The organism is Legionella bozemanae (genome assembly GCF_001648595.1).
Taxonomy (GTDB): domain Bacteria; phylum Pseudomonadota; class Gammaproteobacteria; order Legionellales; family Legionellaceae; genus Legionella; species Legionella bozemanae.
Genome location: NZ_LBAW01000013.1, coordinates 33,927 through 51,288, shown reverse-complemented (window position 1 = coordinate 51,288; position 17,362 = coordinate 33,927). Strand labels below are relative to the sequence as shown.

Genomic DNA, 17,362 nt, shown 5'->3' with positions numbered 1-17,362 from the left:
AACCCAACCGACTGAAGAGTTATTTGCTCTCTTAGTGGCTGCCTCATTAATAAAGAGCGTCTCAATAGTGATAAAAAGATATTAGTTTTTGAGTTAGAGTTCCTTTCACATAAAAGAATGAAGAAAGAAACTCTAAAATATAAGAGTACTACTTAACCATTTTCCTGACTTTTTGAATCGCTCGGATTTGGGCAACAGCACGTGCCAATTCCGCAGTGGCGACTGAATAATCCATTTCACCACCTTTGCCAGCCATTGCGGCTTCAGCTTGCGCTTTTGCAGCAAGTGCAGCTGCTTCATCAAGATGCTCAGCACGCTCAGCGACATCAGCAAGAATAGTGACATTATTAGGTTGAACTTCCAGCATTCCACCTTGAACGTAGTAAATTTCTTGGTGACCGCCAGGTAAAGTGAGTCGCACTTCACCTGGTTTCAGAACTGTAAGCAAAGGGGCATGACCGGCTGTAACGCCTATCTCGCCTAATTCTCCAGTTGCAACAACCATCTCAACCAAACCGGAAAATATTTCATGTTCAGCACTAACAATATCTAAGTGCGTTGTTCTAGTCATATTTGCTTACCTCATAAGGTCTTAGCTTTAGCAACTGCTTCCTCAATACTACCAACCATATAAAATGCTTGCTCAGGTAAATCATCATATTCACCGGCGAGAATACCTTGGAAACCCTTAATTGTATCCTTCAGTGATACATATTTTCCTGGAGAACCAGTAAAGACTTCAGCAACGAAGAATGGTTGTGACAAGAATCTTTGGATTTTACGCGCACGAGTAACAACACGCTTATCTTCTTCAGATAATTCGTCCATACCAAGAATCGCAATAATATCTTTTAATTCTTTATAGCGTTGTAATGTTTGCTGTACACGACGAGCAGTATCGTAATGCTCTTGTCCTACAATGAGTGGATCCAATTGTCGTGAAGTTGAATCCAATGGGTCTACCGCAGGATAAATACCTAACTCAGCAATTTGACGTGACAATACAACTGTAGCATCCAAGTGCGCAAAAGTAGTTGCTGGAGAGGGGTCAGTTAAGTCGTCAGCAGGTACGTATACTGCTTGAATCGAGGTAATAGAACCGGTCTTTGTAGAAGTAATACGTTCTTGCAACATACCCATTTCTTCAGCAAGTGTTGGTTGGTAACCTACCGCTGAAGGCATACGGCCTAATAGAGCAGATACTTCAACCCCTGCCAAGGTATAACGATAAATATTATCAACAAATAGTAATACATCACGGCCTTCATCACGGAATTTCTCCGCCATAGTCAAGCCAGTTAATGCAACGCGTAAACGGTTACCTGGTGGCTCGTTCATCTGACCATAAACTAATGATACTTTATCCAATACATTGGATTCTTTCATTTCATGATAGAAATCGTTTCCTTCACGAGTACGCTCACCCACACCAGCAAATACTGAGTATCCACTGTGCTCAATCGCGATGTTACGAATTAATTCCATCATGTTAACGGTCTTACCTACGCCGGCACCACCGAATAGCCCCACTTTACCCCCCTTGGCAAAAGGACAAAGCAAGTCAATAACTTTAATACCTGTTTCAAGTAATTCCTGACTTCCAGCTTGATCTTCGTATGTTGGCGGCTTGCGATGAATAGCCCAGTGCTCCTCAGCACCAATTGGACCCGCATCATCAACAGGACGACCAAGAACATCCATAATACGACCCAAAGTTTTCTTTCCTACAGGCACTTGAATAGGATGGCCTGTATTTTCAGCTTTTACACCGCGCTTAAGTCCTTCGGTTGTTCCCATAGCAATAGTACGGACTACACCATCACCCAACTGCTGCTGTACTTCGAAAACCAAATCGCCATCAGCAAGTTTCAATGCATCATTGATTTTAGGGACATTCTCACGGGGGAATTCGACGTCCACAACCGCGCCAATAATTTCTACTACAGTTCCTAAGCTCATTTTATACCCTCTTATAAAGCGGCTGCGCCACCGACAATTTCTGCCAACTCTTGAGTAATTGCAGCTTGTCGGGCTTTGTTATAAGCCAATTGAAATTCTTTAATCAAATCACCGGCATTGTCCGTTGCATTTTTCATTGCAATCATCTTCGCCGCTTGTTCACAAGCAATATTTTCAACTACTGCTTGATAAATCTGTAATTCGATATAACGTTCTAAAAGATTATCCAGCAGCTCCTTAGCATCAGGTTCATAAATATAATCCCAATGATGCCCCATTGACGTGCTGTCTTCTTCTGATTTTGGCAATGGCAATAATTGTTTCACCACAGGTTTTTGGGTCATGGTGTTAACAAATTCGTTGTAGACTACATGCAACGCATCAATGGTGCCATTGTTAAAAGCATCAAGCATGACCTTAACGATACCAATGATGTCTTTAATACCCGGTGTATCACCTAAGTGTTCCTTTGAGCCAAGAACATTACTGCCAACGCGTTTAAAAAATGCTTGTCCCTTACGCCCAATGACGGCAAGATCAACCTCTTTACCCTGCTCCTTCCAGCCGCGGATTGTGCGGACTGTTTCTCGCAATAAGTTGACGTTTAAGCCGCCACAGAGACCGCGGTCGGTCGTAACGACGATAAGGCCGATACGATTAATCTCGCGATGACTCATAAACGGATGCCTGTACTCTGAGTGTGCACGAGCAATATGTTTTACTACACTGTAGATCTTACTGGCATAAGGTTTAGATGCGCGCATTCTTTCCTGAGTTTTACGCATTTTGCTTGCTGCCACCATTTCCATCGCACGAGTAATTTTTCGAGTTTTGTTAATACTCGAAATTTTCGAACGGATTTCTTTTGCTCCAGCCATAATCTTACTTCGCCTTAAATTGACTTACCAACTTGCTGTAAGCTTAAAGTCTTCTACAGCTTTTTTCAATTTTGCTTCAATGTCATTATCGTAAGCGCCTTCTTCGTTGATCAGTTGTAACAGATCAGGATGAGAGCTACGCATGTAGTCATGTAATGATGCTTCAAACGCTGCCACTTCATTTACAGGTACATCATCTAAATAACCTTTTTCAACAACAAACAATGCGGTACCCATTTCTGCGACAGACAATGGAGAATATTGTTTTTGTTTCATCAGCTCTGTAATACGCTGACCACGCTCTAACTGCTTACGTGTTGCATCATCAAGGTCAGAAGCAAATTGCGAAAACGCTTCCAATTCACGGAATTGAGCCAGTGCCAAACGAGTACCACCACCCAATTTTTTCATGATTTTTGTTTGTGCCGCACCACCGACCCGCGATACAGAAAGACCAGAGTTAATTGCTGGACGCACACCTGAGTTGAATAAATCAACATCAAGGAAAATCTGACCGTCGGTAATGGAAATAACGTTTGTTGGAACGAACGCGGATACGTCACCAGCTTGAGTTTCAATAATTGGCAATGCAGTTAATGATCCTGTTTTTCCTTTAACTTCGCCATTAGTCAGTTTTTCTACTTCGGCAGCATTAATACGTGCAGCTCTTTCTAACAAACGAGAATGTAAATAGAAAATATCACCAGGATAAGCTTCACGGCCAGGTGGTCTTCTTAACAACAATGAAATTTGTCGATAGGCCCAGGCTTGCTTAGTTAAGTCATCATAAACAATCAATGCATCTTCGCCTCGCTCCATGAAGTATTCACCCATGGTACAGCCAGCATAAGGTGCAATAAATTGCAACGCAGCTGAATCAGAAGCACCAGCAACAACAACGATTGTGTGTTCTAAAGCACCATGTTCTTCGAGCTTACGTACTATTGCAGCAACAGATGACGCTTTTTGGCCGACTGCTACATAAACGCATTTAACGCCAGTACCTTTCTGGTTAATAATCGCATCAATTGCGATTGCTGTTTTTCCTGTTTGACGGTCACCAATGATAAGCTCGCGCTGTCCGCGTCCAACTGGAATCATGGCATCAATCGCTTTCAATCCTGTTTGTACAGGTTGATCTACTGATTTACGTGCAATAACACCAGGAGCAACTTTTTCAATTGGCGACATGCCGGCTGCATCAATAGGTCCTTTACCATCAATTGGATTACCTAAAGCATCAACAACACGTCCTAGCAGACCTTTTCCAACTGGAACTTCAAGAATACGACCAGTACATTTACCTTTTTGGCCTTCAGCTAAAGAAGAATATTCACCAAGAACAACTGCGCCTACTGAATCTCTTTCAAGGTTAAGAGCTAGGCCATAAACGCCGCCTGGAAACTCGATCATTTCACCAGCCATTACATCTTCTAGGCCATGTAAGCTCACAACACCGTCTTTCAAACTGACAATAGTACCTTCATTTCGTGCTTCCGATACTACACTAAAGTGTTCTATTTTCTTTCTGATTAATTCACTGATTTCAGAAGGATTTAACGCTACTTGTTCTGACATGGAAACTATCCTCTAATTTATGCGGCCAATTCAGTGCTAAGCTTATTAAGCTTGCCACGAACTGAACCATCTATAACTAAATCGCCCGCTCGAATTATTGCTCCACCAAGCAAGGAAGGATCAATACTGATTTTTAACGAGACCTTGCGCTGTAAGCGCTGACTTAATGATTCAATTAATCGCTGTTGTTGTGCACTTGATAAATCAGAATAACTGCTTACATCAACGCTCAGAGTTTTTTCTTGCTCTGCCCGATGTGCTTCATAGAGTGCATAAATTTCAGGGAGCAATATCAATCTTTTATTGGTAGCCACTAATGCGATTAAATTATTTAATGGCTTGTTTTCTTTTGATTTTGCACCGCTTGCTGCCTCCAACAACTCAATATGTTGCGTAACAGTCGTTGCTGGATTTGCAATAAATTTTTCAGCCTCAGGTGTCAACACTGCTTGTGCAAGATTTCTCAAATGTGCTGACCACTCAGCTAATTCTTTTTCCCCTAAGGCATATTCAAAAATTGCCTTGGCATAGGGTCTGGCTATGGTGGTACTATCAGACATTTTAAATCTCTTCTATCAAGTTATCTAATAATGCAGTATTTGCCTTAGCATCTATTTCACGCATCAAAATCTTCTCAGCACCTGTTATTGCTAAGTTTGCGACTTGTTTACGCAACTCGTCTTTTGCATGATTGATTTGTTGCATCAATTGCTCTTGTGCCAGTTTTACCTGCATTTGCGCTTCATGCTTTGCTGTTTCTTTTGCTTCTTCAATGATTTGCGCAGCACGCTTATTCGCTTTTTCGATGATATCAGCCGATTGAACTTTGGCTTGCTTTAACTCATCTTTCACGCGATGTTGTGCTAACTCTAATTCTTTGCGACCACGTTCAGCAGCAGCTAGGCCATCAGCAATTTTGTCTTGTCTTTCTTCCATAGCTTTTGCTAGTGGAGGCCATACTAATTTCATGGTAAACAAAACAAAAGCTGCGAAAACGAGCATTTGTACGATTAATGTTAAATTAATTTCCACCGTTTATCTCCTGGAACAATTAGGGCGCCACGCGCCCCGATCATGTGTTATCAAGAACCCAGGTTGCTAAGGAAAGGGTTTGCGAAAGTAAAGAACAATGCGATACCCACTCCAATCATAGTTACGGCGTCTAACAAACCTGCAACGATGAACATTTTTACTTGTAACATTGGAACCATTTCTGGTTGACGAGCTGAGCCTTCAAGGAATTTGCCACCAAGCAAACCAAATCCTATCGCTGTGCCCAATGCACCCAAACCAATTAACAAGGCAACCGCAACAACGGTCATACTTTGAATTTGTGCTATTAAACTAGCGGCTTGCATATTTATCCCCTTTACAATGGATGAAAATTAAATCGGTTAATGATCTTCGTGTGCCAAACTTAGATAAACAATCGTTAGCACCATGAAAATAAATGCTTGCAATGTTATCACCAATATGTGGAATATTGACCACGCCAGCGCCAAAATAAATTGAGCTGAGCCTAAAGTCATTGTGCTCACTGTTGATGATGTTGCAGCATTTAAGGTTAACAGAGCAATTAATATAAATATTAATTCGCCTGCATATAAGTTCCCAAATAAACGCAGTGCTAGTGAAATTGGCTTTGCAACAAGACCAACCACTTCAAGCAACAGGTTAAAAGGTATAAATCCAGGATGATTAAAAGGCTGTAAGGTAAGCTCTTTTATAAATTTTTTAGTGCCTTTTATTTTAATGCTGTAAAAAATAATCAGAATAAATACAGAAATTGACATGCCAAAGGTTAAGTTCAAATCGTTAGTTGGCACTACTTTAAGATAATGAATTCCACCAGCTTGAGCAAGTGCAGGCAATACATCTACGGGGAAAATATCCATAAAATTCATCAGGAAAACCCATAAAAATATGGTTAGAGCCAAAGGACCAATCAAGTTATTTTTGCCATGGAAGCAATCTTTTACCTGATTATCGGCAAACTGGAGCATAATTTCCGCGAAATTCTGTAATTTACCAGGAATTCCGGTAGTCACTTTGCGTGAACCAAAATACATTAAGCCACAAACAAAAATCCCTAAAACAATTGAGAAAAATAAGGTGTCAAGATTCAATGTCCAGAAACCGCCCGAACCAAATTTCATATCACTAACGTTATATGTAAGATATGTTAAATGATGCTTGATGTAGTTTGTGCTAGATACCATTTCAGTCACTTTCAGGCCTATTCTGTTTGTTTACAATAATCAACGGGGCAAACCAATGCGTCATCAGGATCATAATGTATGCTCCAAAAAACGCTAGTGGTGTAATTTTAAATAGTAAAAACACCGCGGTGAATAAGAATACCGATATTACTATCTTTAACGCTTCGCCTTTATAGAAACTATTCACTATCTTTTTGGCTGAACGAGCACCTTGATACTTAAACAGTTTGCTTGCAAAATACGCATTAGGAACAATACAAACCATACCACCAAGCAATGCTGAACTTGCTGCATTAATATCGTATATTAACGCACAAAACGCTGCAAAGACCAATGTAACGCTGGACTGCACAAGCCATAGCCGTACAATTCCGCGCTTACTTAGCTGTTTGTTCACATATTCACCTAAGTTTCACCGCGCGAATTATAAAGCAACCAGCATGAATAATCAACGCTATATTTTATATATGCGAGAATCTTTATTACCAATGACCTACATTTGGCTCTGACGCCCAGGGTTCTTGAGTGGGCAAAGGCTCTCCTTTTTGCAGCAACTCTATGGAGATATTATCTGGAGAGCGAATAAATGCCATATATCCATCTCGTGGAGGCCTATTAATGACAACCCCTGAATCTTTCAATCGTTGGCATGTCTCATAGATGTTATCTACACGGTACGCTAAATGACCAAAATTTCGTCCTTCTTGATACTCTTCACGATCCCAGTTATAAGTAAGTTCAAGCAATGGCGTTTTAAGTTGTTTTGCTCGCTCTAAGTCATTAGGTGCTGCAAGGAATACCAAGGTAAATCGGCCTTTTTGATTCTCCATGCGATTGACTTCAATCAACCCCAATTTCTTGCAATAAAAATCAAGTGATTTGTCCAAATCGGTAACTCGCACCATCGTGTGCAAATAATTCATTCTTTTTCTCCTTAAGTGAACTATTTCGACTTTACTCCGGAGGTACTTTAACCCCCTTCTATATTTGCATTTAATCCCTTCTGAATCCAGTTAGAATAGATTTTAGCGTCTATAATTAAAGTGTGGAGCTTATTATCGCCACATTTGGGTAATAAGTAGTGTTTATTAACCTCGCAAAAGGAAAAAACATGCCTGATAAGATCCAACATACTGCAGCCAGTCTGCAGCAAAAAATGCTCGCTCGTTATAGCGATGGGTTACATCATAAACATAACAAACATCATCTTGAATATCGTCAACACTGTAGATCCCACCCATGCAATCAAAGTAATGGCTTAAGTAATGAAGAAGAAGACGGGTTAAACGGTTCTACGGGATTGCTACGTCAATTTAAATTGAGGAAAATGCGAAAACGTCCCGATAAGGGAGGTTTCCATTAAAAACATACGTCCTAAAAAAAGCGATTGGATGTATGTTATTGAGCAAACGCTTTTTTTAGGACCACCTTAAATTATTCTGATAGGTGAATTCAAAATTCGCCATGAGTCACACGTTGAGAAAACCTTTTTTACACCAAATCCACGAATCTCTATGTTCCTTTACGTCCAATCCGAAAGAGGATATTGATGGATAAGCTAGCTTAAAAATATTAGCTCAGTTTAAATTTATTGTTATATACCAATAAGTTATATAATATTGCGCTGTTTCAAAATTCCCTAATGTTGGAGTAATGATAAACCACCGAAATTGTAACATTACATCCATTCCGAACACTTATTTTCATAATACCGATCATGGATCCTAATTGATCGCTATTTATCACTCAGTGTTCTTTTTCAAGCTAAGAAAATAAATTTAGCAACTATTTTATTAATTTGGAGAGTTTAAATGTTTTTTTTACATGCTAGAGCTAAAGAGGGTAGCCGAGTTATGCTATGTATTCGTGGAAACATTAGTGAGAATGGTACCCCTTACTTTATCAATGGCGAGGCTATCTATTTAGGAGAGCAAGTAGCTCCAACTAGCAGACGTATAATTAAAAAGGTAGGTGAAGTGCAGATTATAAACAATCAAATTTCTTTTCATTTCACAGATGATGATTTTAAGAAATTAATTGCTTACAAGGAAGAGACTGGGTATTCACTTATGGATGGCGGCCCCTGGGAAATACGCCAAACCACGGTAGAAGATAAACTTCCTGCAGGTATTGGGACTTTTACTTATATGTATAATAGTGCGAAAAAACCTTTTGTTAATTTAAGCATGTTCTTAAACTTTAATAATAGCGCGTTCTTTAAAACAAATGACCCTGACCTGGATCATGATATGGGTGCTTCTATGATTCTACGCAAGTAAATTCGAATATTCCCCATTGCTTAAGAATCATATTATAGAGCAAATAGTCAGCTGCCTTATAAAAGCAGCTGATTTTTACTTAAAATTAATTCAACTGAAGCAAGGGATTAATACAAATAGTTATGTTATGCAAGAACTCTATTGGTTAATAATTACTGAGGTACACTATTACCCTACGGAATTATCCTGATAAGTATAATACTTAAGAATTTTTACTACCCGCACGACATCATTTGTTCGCCTTGCCATATTAATTACTTTTTCTGCTTGTTCCTTACGGACATCGCCCATCAAATATACAACTCGGTCTGAAGTAACTATTTTGAATGCATTAGGATCAATAGAATCATCAGCAAAAATTTGGCTGCGAATTTTAGTCGTTATCCAACTGTCTTGTACTGTATTAGACTCCAAAGCACTCACTTTGACTTGATTAAACAAACGTCTATAACCCCTTACTTTGGCTAAACGCTGGCTTAATTCCATTTGCATTTCAGCGGTAGGGACATGTCCTGCTACTAAAACATCGCCGTTGAAAATTGCGATATCAATAACGCTTTCAGTGTTCTTAAAAGCATTATCAACCATTATCGCATTATTTACTTTAATGTATAAACTGTAATCATCCAGTTTTTTATAGACATTATGTCGATTGTAAACCATAGTGGCGCCTGTCCATATGCTGCCCATACAACCGGATAAGCATAGGAGAGCGAAAGCAAGTAGTGCAGCAAAACATCCTTGTTTTAACATATTATTTAGTGAATGTACTGAAAAATTTTAACCACTTTACTTACACCATTAACGCGCCGCGCGGCATCAACTGCAAGAGCTGCTTGCTGGTCATTAACGATACCCATGAGATAAACTACTTTATTTTCTGTCACAATACGAATGGAGCCGGACTCAAGTCCTTTTTTGGCCAGCAACATGCTGCGAACCTGGCTGGTAATCCAACTGTCTTTGGAGCGTTCGGTAAGTGGGATAGGGTAGCCTACCGATATTTCATTATATACTCTATATACACCCGGAGTAGTTTGCGCGATTTTTTCCGCCAAATTACGTAAAGAAGCTGTTGGTGTTTGGCCTACAAGTAGGACAACTCGATTAAAGCTGGTTACAAGAACTCGTGAATCTCTAAACTGACGGTTTGTTACGATTGCTTTATGAACTAAATGAAATAAGCGGGCATCTGCTTCCATTGTAATTACACCGCGTCGATCATAAACCATTCCTGCAACGGCGCCGGTTACTACAGCGGCAACACATCCTGTTAATAAGGTAATTACTAAAAGAAAAGCTATTGATTTTAATTTAAACTTCATTTTTTACCCCAAAACCTGACCAAACAATGATTGGTCGATTAAATCACAAAAGCAATGTAAGATGAACAGGTGCATTTCTCTTATTCGTGCAGAATTGTCTGAGGTAACACGCAGTTCAATATCTTCAGGCCCTAAATGATTTGCAAGCACACCTCCATCACGCCCGCTTAACGCAACGGTATCCATTCCGCGTTCATTTGCAGCATGAAGTGCGTGCAACATACTGTCTGAATTACCCGAAGTCGTTAGCAAAAGCAGCACATCATTTTCTTGCCCTAAGGCCTGAATTTGTCGCGCAAATACCTGACTGTAATGATTATCATTTGCAGAAAAACTTAAACTGGTCGCATCCGTACTTAAATTAATTACGGGAAGAGAAGGTCTTTCTACTTCAAACTGGTTCAACATAGCGCTCGCAAAATGCATGCAATTGGCACTTGACCCCCCATTACCACATAATAATATCTTCCCATCAGCAAGCAAACAATTTACTAAGCGTTGTCCAGCCTTGGCAATCAAATCAGATAAAGAATCAGCAAGCGCTATTTTGGTTTCTATATTCACCCCAATCAAATGTCTTACTCGTTCTTCCATTTGTACCATCATATTAAAACCTCTATTTCATACTTTTTTGTAGTTTACTGTTTAACTAAAAAATTCCCTCGTTACGCTTCGTCTCATGCCATTAAGTCAAGAAATCACTTCTCCGCCTACGTCCCGGGACTTGTTCGCGGGGCGTGAGATAATGTTCACATACTTAAACTTAATGGGAGTGACGTCTCATTTTATCCAAAATTACATCAATCAATAATCTGTGCCAAATGCATCTTTTACCCAATTAATGGACGCTGATTTTCCATCAATACTTACCACATCAAAACGAAGAGCAAATTGATTATACTTTTGATGTTCCAGCATATAATATGCGGCTGCTTTGAGTATTTTTTGCTTTTTTGCATAAGTAACACTTGCAATGCCGCCACCAAACTGCAGAGAAACCCGCGAACGCACTTCTATAAAAACCAGCTGATCTTTATCACGCATAATTAAATCAATTTCACCCAGACGGCAATTGTAATTTTTTTTAATTAATTCAAGACCTTGTTTTTCTAAATAAGCTAAAGCTTTTTCTTCAGCGATACGTCCTTTCTCATAAGTCATCAATTACGCCGTCTCACCTAATGAATGGACAAGACCTTGTCTAAATTGCCCCCACTCCAAAACACGGGCAACCTGCTGAGACGCCTTAAGATATAAAATACCCTCTCCGTTCTGCGATTGGTCTGCTGGGAATAACATCAATTGATTCAATTGGGTAGCCAAAGTATAACTATCTATTCCTAAAGCATACAATCGATTGTAGCTATTAAATTGTTCTGGCCAATTACGGGTTCCCGCCTGATGCGAGAAAACCCAAGGAATATCACAAAAAATAATTCCATCAAGATCTTTATCTTTCAAAGGATTAGCATTGCCTCCATAAACACTGGCGGTAGCATATACGGGAACATCTCCTGCATAATAATAATTTAATAAAGGCATAATTTGCCGGGCTTTTGACGGATAGGCCAGCAAAAATATCATATCAAAATCTTGCCTACGACTAATAACCGGCTGGATTTTTTGTCCTAATAACTCCCTTAATTTCTTTTCGCGTTGTTGACTGTTAGTGATTTGCAGAAAATCTTTCATTCTTTTATTCAAATCATCATTAGATCCATATAAAAAAGTATCAACAACACGTCCACCATTCTTTTGCCATTGTTGAGTAAATGCTTTGGCCACATCCTTTCCCCAATCATTTCCTGGTGCAATAATTAATGCTCGGCTATATCCTTTATTTTTTGCCCTGATTGCTACCTGAGTTGCTTCATTTGCTGGTGAAAGTCCAAATAAATAGGAATTTTCCTGGATAGCGGTATCTGCATCATTGAGTAATAGTGTAGGAACAGGATGGGGCAGTGCCGCAACTGCAGCTACTTGCGATTTAGTTAGAGGCCCCACAATGTAATCAGCACCATCATTGACTGCATTTTGATATAAAGAGGCAACATCACCTTTATTGGTATCGTAAGTTTTCACCTGCATGGATGTTTCGCTATTATTGCCCTTGTATGCCGCCATAAATCCATCCCGAACTGCAGTTCCTGGGCCTTGCAATGCACCGCTTAAGGGTAACAAAAGTGCTACCTGTTTTGGTTGGCTACGCATTTTATCTGCAATAGAGTCCAGTGGCGTAGGCAAAATATGATTTGCGGGATGACTTCTGTATTGAGATTGCCAATGATCTAAAGCAGCGAGCAGCGATTTTGGATTGTCACGATATTTGCGTGAAATCAATGCGAGCTCTATCCAGCCCTGTAACACCGCTTGATTCGCGGCTTGTGCTGCGAAAGAGTTTAATTCTGCTTGGGGTATGCGCGTTAAAGTTAACCAAAGTGTGCGACGGTTATTGGCTTGACTTTCCTCATCAGTCAACAAAGCCTCAAGTTGGATACGCTCATTAACCGATTCCAATTGTTTGCCTGTACCACGATAAGCTTGTGCTAAAAGTTCATGAAGCTGGATCTTTTGATAAGCAGATAATCCATCACGTTCAGTAATGCCATCTAATTTATTCAATGCGATTTGGGGTCGGTCACGCATGAGATCAATTTGTGCCAATAAAAGATTCTTTTCATCCTTAAGTGCCGGTGTTAAGTCAGAAGTCTGTGCTAAAATAGCAGCACCTTGGCGCCATTGCCCCTCTGAAATCAGTCGGCCTGCAGCCAAAAGCAAGGATTGTTGTTTTTCCATACCTTCTTGATTTTTAGCCTGCGCAAGGTAGCTTCCAGTAGGTTTGGAATAAGGACTCGCTATTTTTTTCTTCTCTACTTTGGGTGCAGGCACTGGTGCAGCTATTTCTGGAGGATTCACCGCTGTAGTGCATTGGCAAAGAAGAAAAGTAGATGTCAGTAAAAAAAATACGCGAATTTTTAGAAACATGTTTTTAAAAATTGAATAAGCAATAACGCAAGAGGATAAACCATGACTAACTCACTAGCAACAGGCATAGGAACTCTCTATATCGTTGCAACTCCAATAGGAAACCGTGAGGACATTACGTTTAGGGCATTAGAAGTACTTAAATCAGTTGATTTTATTTTAGCTGAAGATACACGCCATTCGGTGCAGCTATTAACTTCTTTAGGGATAAAAAATAATCTTGAATCACTGCATGCGCATAATGAAAATGATAAAAGCAAACACGTTATTGAACAACTTTTAGCGGGGAAATCAGTAGCATTAATCAGCGATGCGGGTACACCATTAATTAGCGACCCTGGTTTTTTATTAGTAAAATTAGCGCGTCAATCCCATATTCCCGTTATCCCTGTTCCTGGAGCGTGTGCATTAATTACTGCACTTAGCGCAGCTGGCATTCCTTGTGATTCTTTTCTATTTTTAGGGTTTCTTCCAGCAAAACAGCAGGCAAGAAAAAGCAAATTGGAAACCTTACGTACAGAACCGCATACTTTAATTTTTTATGAATCGACCCACCGTATTCTTGAATGCATTGATGATATCGGTGAACTCTTTGGTCAAACATGCGAGATTGTTCTGGCAAAAGAATTAACCAAAACGTTTGAACGTTTTATTACCGGTACTTTGCTTGAAGTCAAAAACTGGCTTTTAGCAGAGCCGGCACATGTAAAAGGAGAGTTTGTGCTGCTTATTCCTCCGCGTCCAACTGCTCCTGAGCCAGGTGCTCATGAAAAATTACTGAAAATATTATTGGATGAGTTACCGCTCAAGCAAGCAGTAGCCATTGCCTGTAAGCTAAGCAATGGCAGTAAAAATGAATTGTATGAAAAAGCATTGGCAATAAAAAATCAATCAACGTAGCCTGGGTGAAGCGAAGCGTAATCCGGGGGTTTTAATCACTTAAAAAAGAAAACCCGGGTTACGCTTCGCTTCACCCAGGCTACATAAATTAAATAAAGCAACAGTTATCTATATCTATATTCTCTTCTTTATTTAATAGGCGTGCATCTTCTTCATCATATATATCATCAAGAAAATCGTCTTCTTTAGGGCCTTCTAAAGCTAACCTTTCCGCCTCTTTTTTGCTTTGGTGCTGATCGTATGCATGATAAATTTCATAACCCATATACAATACAGTTAAAGCAATTGCTGCAGGCCAACATACAGCATAAGTAGCAATTAAAAGGGTAGGTACAATTGCATTCTTGGCCAAAGTAAAATAAAAATCATTACGTGCAGCTTCATATTCCTGACGTGCTTTTTCCAGCTCTTTTCCTTTAAGATGGCCTAACTCTAAACGATAACCTTTTTCCTGATACTTCGAATAAGCATCAGAAGAGAGATACATTGCTACAGCAATGGTACAAGCAAAGAAACAAACAACAGGTATAGCTGGTCCGGTAAACAGTAATGAGGCTGAAAAACCAAACATCAATAAAGCTGCGGCGGCGGCATTAAAATAAAATGTTGCTTCTTTCGTGCGCCAGTCAATTTCCAGCTCTATAATTTGCTTTTCAAGCATGGCTATATGCGCATCCCGCTCCTTTTGAGACAAATGGGTAAATAACGCTTTGTTGCGGTAATCCTCTATTTCCTTCTCGTATTGTGTCTTCTTAGCCAGATATTCCCGCTTAGCCAAATAACATTTATATAAAGTCATACACACATCAAACCCTAAGAAGGCTGCAGTAATTACCCCAGCAGTAGGATCAGGTATATGGGTAATATGATTAAAATTAGTTAAGAAATTAACTGTTGCCCATACCAAATCATTGGCAAAATTACAGTGGCGTTTATAAAATTCAAATTTAAAGCGTGCCCACATTTCTTCAGGCGTATTATTGCCTTCCCCCTTTTTAGGGCAAAAGGTATGGCGAAGTAATAGACCGAAATCAATTGCAAAACGGAATAAAAATAAACCCACACTGAAATAATTCAATACGCCATTGGGTGCCTTAAGCGTATCGATTATTTTATCGGCATCCGTATGCGTACCTAATATTTTATCCAGCTTTTCAAGAAAATGCGTTTCCTTTGCTAGAGTAAAACCCGATACTAAGGTCAAGCGGCAAAATACCCAATACACGCGGCATAAATTGGAATACGCAACATAGTCACGAATTCGCGACAAGTGAGCCGGTGCAGTGCATAAGTTTTTAAAACTATCGAGAAAGCTATTTTTTAGTGAGTCAATAAACTCTTCTTCAGCTTTTGCATCCTCTTTTTCCTTCAATAAATGTTTCTTAATTTTTTCCTTAAATTTTTTATAGTCAGCTTCTTTGCTTTGCTGTCCATAGGCTTTATGAAAGGTTTCTAAAAGAGTCGCGCAATAGTAGCAATACAACCAAAAAGCTTTATTTCTTTCTTCATCTTCATCTTTTTGCATTTGTAACACAGCAAACATGTGCTTGAATTCAGCTTCGAGCGCTTTTTGATTTTCTAATATAACGGTATAACTTTCCTTTTCCGCTTCATTTTGAATTTCTTCTAGGGTTATCTGCTGACGACCATGAAGTTGCTTAAAAAACTTTTCCTTATCGCTACTAATAGGATTTTGTTTTGAAACAGCCATGACAACCCCCTTCTTTACAAAAATTTTACAAAGTGTTTTTATAAGTACATTATCATTTGACTTTCATTTTGACAAGATGTTTTTGTATGTTTTTTTTACACAATGTTTCAAAACAGTAAAAGACGTAAATTAGGCTGTTACAAAGGAAAACTAGGCTTATTTACCAATGCAGAAACTGGAAAAAATGCGTCCCAATAGGTCATCAGAACTGAATTCACCGGTTATTTCGCATAAGCTTAGATGGGCACGGCGCAAATCCTCTGCCAATAACTCCCCCGCGCGATGCACTGTTAATTGCTGTTGACCAGTAGTAAGTAAATTTTTTGCTTCATCTAATGCGTGTAAATGACGTCTTCTGGCAAGAAAGTGGCCTTCATTCGGTTGATAACCTACTACCTGCTTTATTACGTGTTTTAGACTATCAATCCCTTCACCTGATTTAGCAGAGAGATAGATTGTATGATTTTGTATTTGCGCGCTGCGACTCAAGGTATCAATTTTATTAAATATTGTAATAATGGGAACTTCTTGCGGTAATGCTGCTTTAATTTCCTTTGTTAAATAATGATGGTGTTCCAGATCGTTCACATCAACGACGAGCAAAACACAATCTGCCTTCTTTAGCTCTTGCCAAGCTCTTTTAATTCCTTCTTTTTCAACTAAATCATCAGAATCACGTAAACCCGCGGTATCAATAATGTGTAGTGGAATATCATCAAGTAAAATATGTTCGCGCATCACATCACGAGTTGTACCAGCAATTTCCGTAACTATAGCAACATCTCGCCCAGCGAGGCAGTTAATCAAAGTTGATTTACCTGCATTGGGTCTGCCAGCGATGACTACAGATAAGCCTTCACGTAAGATCACTCCTTGATTGGCTTGCGCACGTATCTCATCCAATTCAATTAAAATATTTTGTAGTAAATAGGCTACCTTACCGTCGTTCAAAAAGTCAATTTCTTCTTCCGGAAAATCTATTGCTGCTTCTACATAGAGACGTAGATAAATAATCTTTTCGTTTAATTGATTGATTTTATTTGAAAACTCGCCTTGTAATGATTTTAAAGCCATTCGCGCTGCAGTTTGCGAACTGGCCTGAATTAAATCAGCTATTGCTTCAGCCTGCGTTAAATCAATTTTATCATTTAAAAATGCGCGCTCAGAAAACTCCCCTGGACGTGCCATTCGGGCCCCTAAATGAATGCATGCTTTAATAAGCATATCGAGCACAACAGGAGATCCATGTGCTTGAATTTCAACAACATCCTCACCAGTAAAAGAATGAGGTGCTTTGAAATAAATCATTATCCCCTGATCAATTAAAGCATCGGGTTGTGGTGATAGAACTTGTTCAAAGAATGAATAAAAGGAACAAAAAGCCGCTCTACGTGGAGTCAATGGTTTATTGCCATTAAGCGAATAAGCTATTGTGTATGCTTCTGGACCTGATAAGCGTATGATTCCTACACCGCCTCTGCCAGGCGGGGTAGCTATGGCTACTATGGTTTCTGTTGTAGACATTTAT

At 39.4% G+C, this 17,362-nt stretch carries 20 protein-coding genes; 3 read left to right on the top strand and 17 right to left on the bottom strand.

Translation table 11 applies throughout. The features are described from left to right. Nucleotides 1-148 precede the first annotated feature (148 nt). The 10 genes from A8O27_RS10870 to A8O27_RS10825 all read right to left on the bottom strand — a co-directional run bounded on the left by A8O27_RS10870 (nucleotide 149) and on the right by A8O27_RS10825 (nucleotide 7,557). Nucleotides 149-571 (bottom strand): F0F1 ATP synthase subunit epsilon, encoded by a 423-nt coding sequence (locus tag A8O27_RS10870; RefSeq protein ID WP_058459599.1) that lies wholly within the window; start codon nucleotides 569-571, stop codon nucleotides 149-151. Nucleotides 572-582: 11 nt separating this feature from the next. Next, nucleotides 583-1,959, bottom strand: coding sequence for a F0F1 ATP synthase subunit beta (gene atpD, locus A8O27_RS10865; RefSeq protein WP_058459598.1), 1,377 nt, complete (start codon nucleotides 1,957-1,959; stop codon nucleotides 583-585). Nucleotides 1,960-1,970: 11 nt separating this feature from the next. Continuing rightward, nucleotides 1,971-2,837 (bottom strand): F0F1 ATP synthase subunit gamma, encoded by an 867-nt coding sequence (gene atpG / locus A8O27_RS10860; RefSeq protein WP_058459597.1) that lies wholly within the window; start codon nucleotides 2,835-2,837, stop codon nucleotides 1,971-1,973. Nucleotides 2,838-2,861: 24 nt separating this feature from the next. Beyond that, nucleotides 2,862-4,415, bottom strand: a complete 1,554-nt coding sequence (gene atpA, locus A8O27_RS10855) for a F0F1 ATP synthase subunit alpha (RefSeq protein ID WP_064115090.1) — start codon at nucleotides 4,413-4,415, stop codon at nucleotides 2,862-2,864. A gap of 17 nt (nucleotides 4,416-4,432) precedes the next feature. Next, nucleotides 4,433-4,975 (bottom strand): F0F1 ATP synthase subunit delta, encoded by a 543-nt coding sequence (locus tag A8O27_RS10850; protein ID WP_058459595.1) that lies wholly within the window; start codon nucleotides 4,973-4,975, stop codon nucleotides 4,433-4,435. 1 nt (nucleotide 4,976) lies between these two features. Further along, a complete protein-coding gene (locus A8O27_RS10845) occupies nucleotides 4,977-5,447 on the bottom strand; it encodes a F0F1 ATP synthase subunit B (protein ID WP_058459594.1) in 471 nt (156 codons plus the stop codon). Between the two features lie 50 nt (nucleotides 5,448-5,497). Further along, on the bottom strand, nucleotides 5,498-5,773 hold the full coding sequence (atpE, locus tag A8O27_RS10840; RefSeq protein WP_010655291.1) for a F0F1 ATP synthase subunit C: 276 nt from the start codon (nucleotides 5,771-5,773) through the stop codon (nucleotides 5,498-5,500). A gap of 36 nt (nucleotides 5,774-5,809) precedes the next feature. Then, a complete protein-coding gene (atpB, locus tag A8O27_RS10835; protein ID WP_082642447.1) occupies nucleotides 5,810-6,634 on the bottom strand; it encodes a F0F1 ATP synthase subunit A in 825 nt (274 codons plus the stop codon). A gap of 1 nt (nucleotide 6,635) precedes the next feature. Next, nucleotides 6,636-7,031 (bottom strand): F0F1 ATP synthase subunit I, encoded by a 396-nt coding sequence (locus A8O27_RS10830; protein ID WP_058459593.1) that lies wholly within the window; start codon nucleotides 7,029-7,031, stop codon nucleotides 6,636-6,638. Between the two features lie 85 nt (nucleotides 7,032-7,116). Continuing rightward, nucleotides 7,117-7,557, bottom strand: a complete 441-nt coding sequence (locus A8O27_RS10825) for a VOC family protein (protein ID WP_058459592.1) — start codon at nucleotides 7,555-7,557, stop codon at nucleotides 7,117-7,119. A 188-nt stretch (nucleotides 7,558-7,745) separates the two neighbouring features. Between A8O27_RS10825 and A8O27_RS10820 the strand changes: the two genes are divergently transcribed. Beyond that, nucleotides 7,746-7,997, top strand: a complete 252-nt coding sequence (locus tag A8O27_RS10820) for a hypothetical protein (RefSeq protein ID WP_058459591.1) — start codon at nucleotides 7,746-7,748, stop codon at nucleotides 7,995-7,997. 448 nt (nucleotides 7,998-8,445) lie between these two features. Continuing rightward, on the top strand, nucleotides 8,446-8,913 hold the full coding sequence (locus A8O27_RS10815; RefSeq protein WP_058459590.1) for a hypothetical protein: 468 nt from the start codon (nucleotides 8,446-8,448) through the stop codon (nucleotides 8,911-8,913). A gap of 168 nt (nucleotides 8,914-9,081) precedes the next feature. Here A8O27_RS10815 and A8O27_RS10810 read toward each other — a convergent pair whose 3' ends face one another. The 5 genes from A8O27_RS10810 to A8O27_RS10790 form a co-directional block, all read right to left on the bottom strand. Beyond that, nucleotides 9,082-9,666, bottom strand: coding sequence for a BON domain-containing protein (locus A8O27_RS10810; protein WP_058459589.1), 585 nt, complete (start codon nucleotides 9,664-9,666; stop codon nucleotides 9,082-9,084). Between the two features lie 5 nt (nucleotides 9,667-9,671). Then, complete coding sequence (locus A8O27_RS10805) at nucleotides 9,672-10,238, bottom strand: BON domain-containing protein (protein ID WP_058459588.1); 567 nt, start codon at nucleotides 10,236-10,238, stop codon at nucleotides 9,672-9,674. Between the two features lie 3 nt (nucleotides 10,239-10,241). Further along, nucleotides 10,242-10,841, bottom strand: coding sequence for a D-sedoheptulose-7-phosphate isomerase (locus A8O27_RS10800; protein WP_058459970.1), 600 nt, complete (start codon nucleotides 10,839-10,841; stop codon nucleotides 10,242-10,244). Between the two features lie 201 nt (nucleotides 10,842-11,042). Further along, entirely contained in the window at nucleotides 11,043-11,399 is a 357-nt protein-coding gene (locus tag A8O27_RS10795) for a YraN family protein (RefSeq protein ID WP_058459587.1), read from the bottom strand. A gap of 3 nt (nucleotides 11,400-11,402) precedes the next feature. Beyond that, complete coding sequence (locus tag A8O27_RS10790; protein ID WP_058459586.1) at nucleotides 11,403-13,223, bottom strand: penicillin-binding protein activator; 1,821 nt, start codon at nucleotides 13,221-13,223, stop codon at nucleotides 11,403-11,405. Between the two features lie 42 nt (nucleotides 13,224-13,265). Between A8O27_RS10790 and rsmI the strand changes: the two genes are divergently transcribed. Further along, on the top strand, nucleotides 13,266-14,123 hold the full coding sequence (rsmI, locus tag A8O27_RS10785) for a 16S rRNA (cytidine(1402)-2'-O)-methyltransferase (RefSeq protein ID WP_058459585.1): 858 nt from the start codon (nucleotides 13,266-13,268) through the stop codon (nucleotides 14,121-14,123). Nucleotides 14,124-14,211: 88 nt separating this feature from the next. Here rsmI and A8O27_RS10780 read toward each other — a convergent pair whose 3' ends face one another. Both A8O27_RS10780 and mnmE read right to left on the bottom strand, forming a co-directional pair. Further along, nucleotides 14,212-15,834: a hypothetical protein gene (locus A8O27_RS10780; RefSeq protein ID WP_064115089.1), complete on the bottom strand. Its 1,623-nt coding sequence runs from the start codon at nucleotides 15,832-15,834 to the stop codon at nucleotides 14,212-14,214. 156 nt (nucleotides 15,835-15,990) lie between these two features. Then, the gene (gene mnmE / locus A8O27_RS10775) at nucleotides 15,991-17,358 is read right to left on the bottom strand and encodes a tRNA uridine-5-carboxymethylaminomethyl(34) synthesis GTPase MnmE (protein WP_058459584.1); all 1,368 of its coding nucleotides are present in this window, start codon (nucleotides 17,356-17,358) and stop codon (nucleotides 15,991-15,993) included. Nucleotides 17,359-17,362: the final 4 nt, after the last annotated feature.

Coding starts and splice junctions, on each gene's coding strand:
- A8O27_RS10870 (WP_058459599.1), bottom strand. CDS start 571: ATGACTAGAACAACGCACTTAGATATTGTTAGTGCTGAACATGAAATA.
- atpD (WP_058459598.1), bottom strand. CDS start 1,959: ATGAGCTTAGGAACTGTAGTAGAAATTATTGGCGCGGTTGTGGACGTC.
- atpG (WP_058459597.1), bottom strand. CDS start 2,837: ATGGCTGGAGCAAAAGAAATCCGTTCGAAAATTTCGAGTATTAACAAA.
- atpA (WP_064115090.1), bottom strand. CDS start 4,415: ATGTCAGAACAAGTAGCGTTAAATCCTTCTGAAATCAGTGAATTAATC.
- A8O27_RS10850 (WP_058459595.1), bottom strand. CDS start 4,975: ATGTCTGATAGTACCACCATAGCCAGACCCTATGCCAAGGCAATTTTT.
- atpE (WP_010655291.1), bottom strand. CDS start 5,773: ATGCAAGCCGCTAGTTTAATAGCACAAATTCAAAGTATGACCGTTGTT.
- atpB (WP_082642447.1), bottom strand. CDS start 6,634: ATGGTATCTAGCACAAACTACATCAAGCATCATTTAACATATCTTACA.
- A8O27_RS10825 (WP_058459592.1), bottom strand. CDS start 7,557: ATGAATTATTTGCACACGATGGTGCGAGTTACCGATTTGGACAAATCA.
- A8O27_RS10820 (WP_058459591.1), top strand. CDS start 7,746: ATGCCTGATAAGATCCAACATACTGCAGCCAGTCTGCAGCAAAAAATG.
- A8O27_RS10815 (WP_058459590.1), top strand. CDS start 8,446: ATGTTTTTTTTACATGCTAGAGCTAAAGAGGGTAGCCGAGTTATGCTA.
- A8O27_RS10810 (WP_058459589.1), bottom strand. CDS start 9,666: ATGTTAAAACAAGGATGTTTTGCTGCACTACTTGCTTTCGCTCTCCTA.
- A8O27_RS10805 (WP_058459588.1), bottom strand. CDS start 10,238: ATGAAGTTTAAATTAAAATCAATAGCTTTTCTTTTAGTAATTACCTTA.
- A8O27_RS10800 (WP_058459970.1), bottom strand. CDS start 10,841: ATGGTACAAATGGAAGAACGAGTAAGACATTTGATTGGGGTGAATATA.
- A8O27_RS10795 (WP_058459587.1), bottom strand. CDS start 11,399: ATGACTTATGAGAAAGGACGTATCGCTGAAGAAAAAGCTTTAGCTTAT.
- A8O27_RS10790 (WP_058459586.1), bottom strand. CDS start 13,223: ATGTTTCTAAAAATTCGCGTATTTTTTTTACTGACATCTACTTTTCTT.
- rsmI (WP_058459585.1), top strand. CDS start 13,266: ATGACTAACTCACTAGCAACAGGCATAGGAACTCTCTATATCGTTGCA.
- A8O27_RS10780 (WP_064115089.1), bottom strand. CDS start 15,834: ATGGCTGTTTCAAAACAAAATCCTATTAGTAGCGATAAGGAAAAGTTT.
- mnmE (WP_058459584.1), bottom strand. CDS start 17,358: ATGTCTACAACAGAAACCATAGTAGCCATAGCTACCCCGCCTGGCAGA.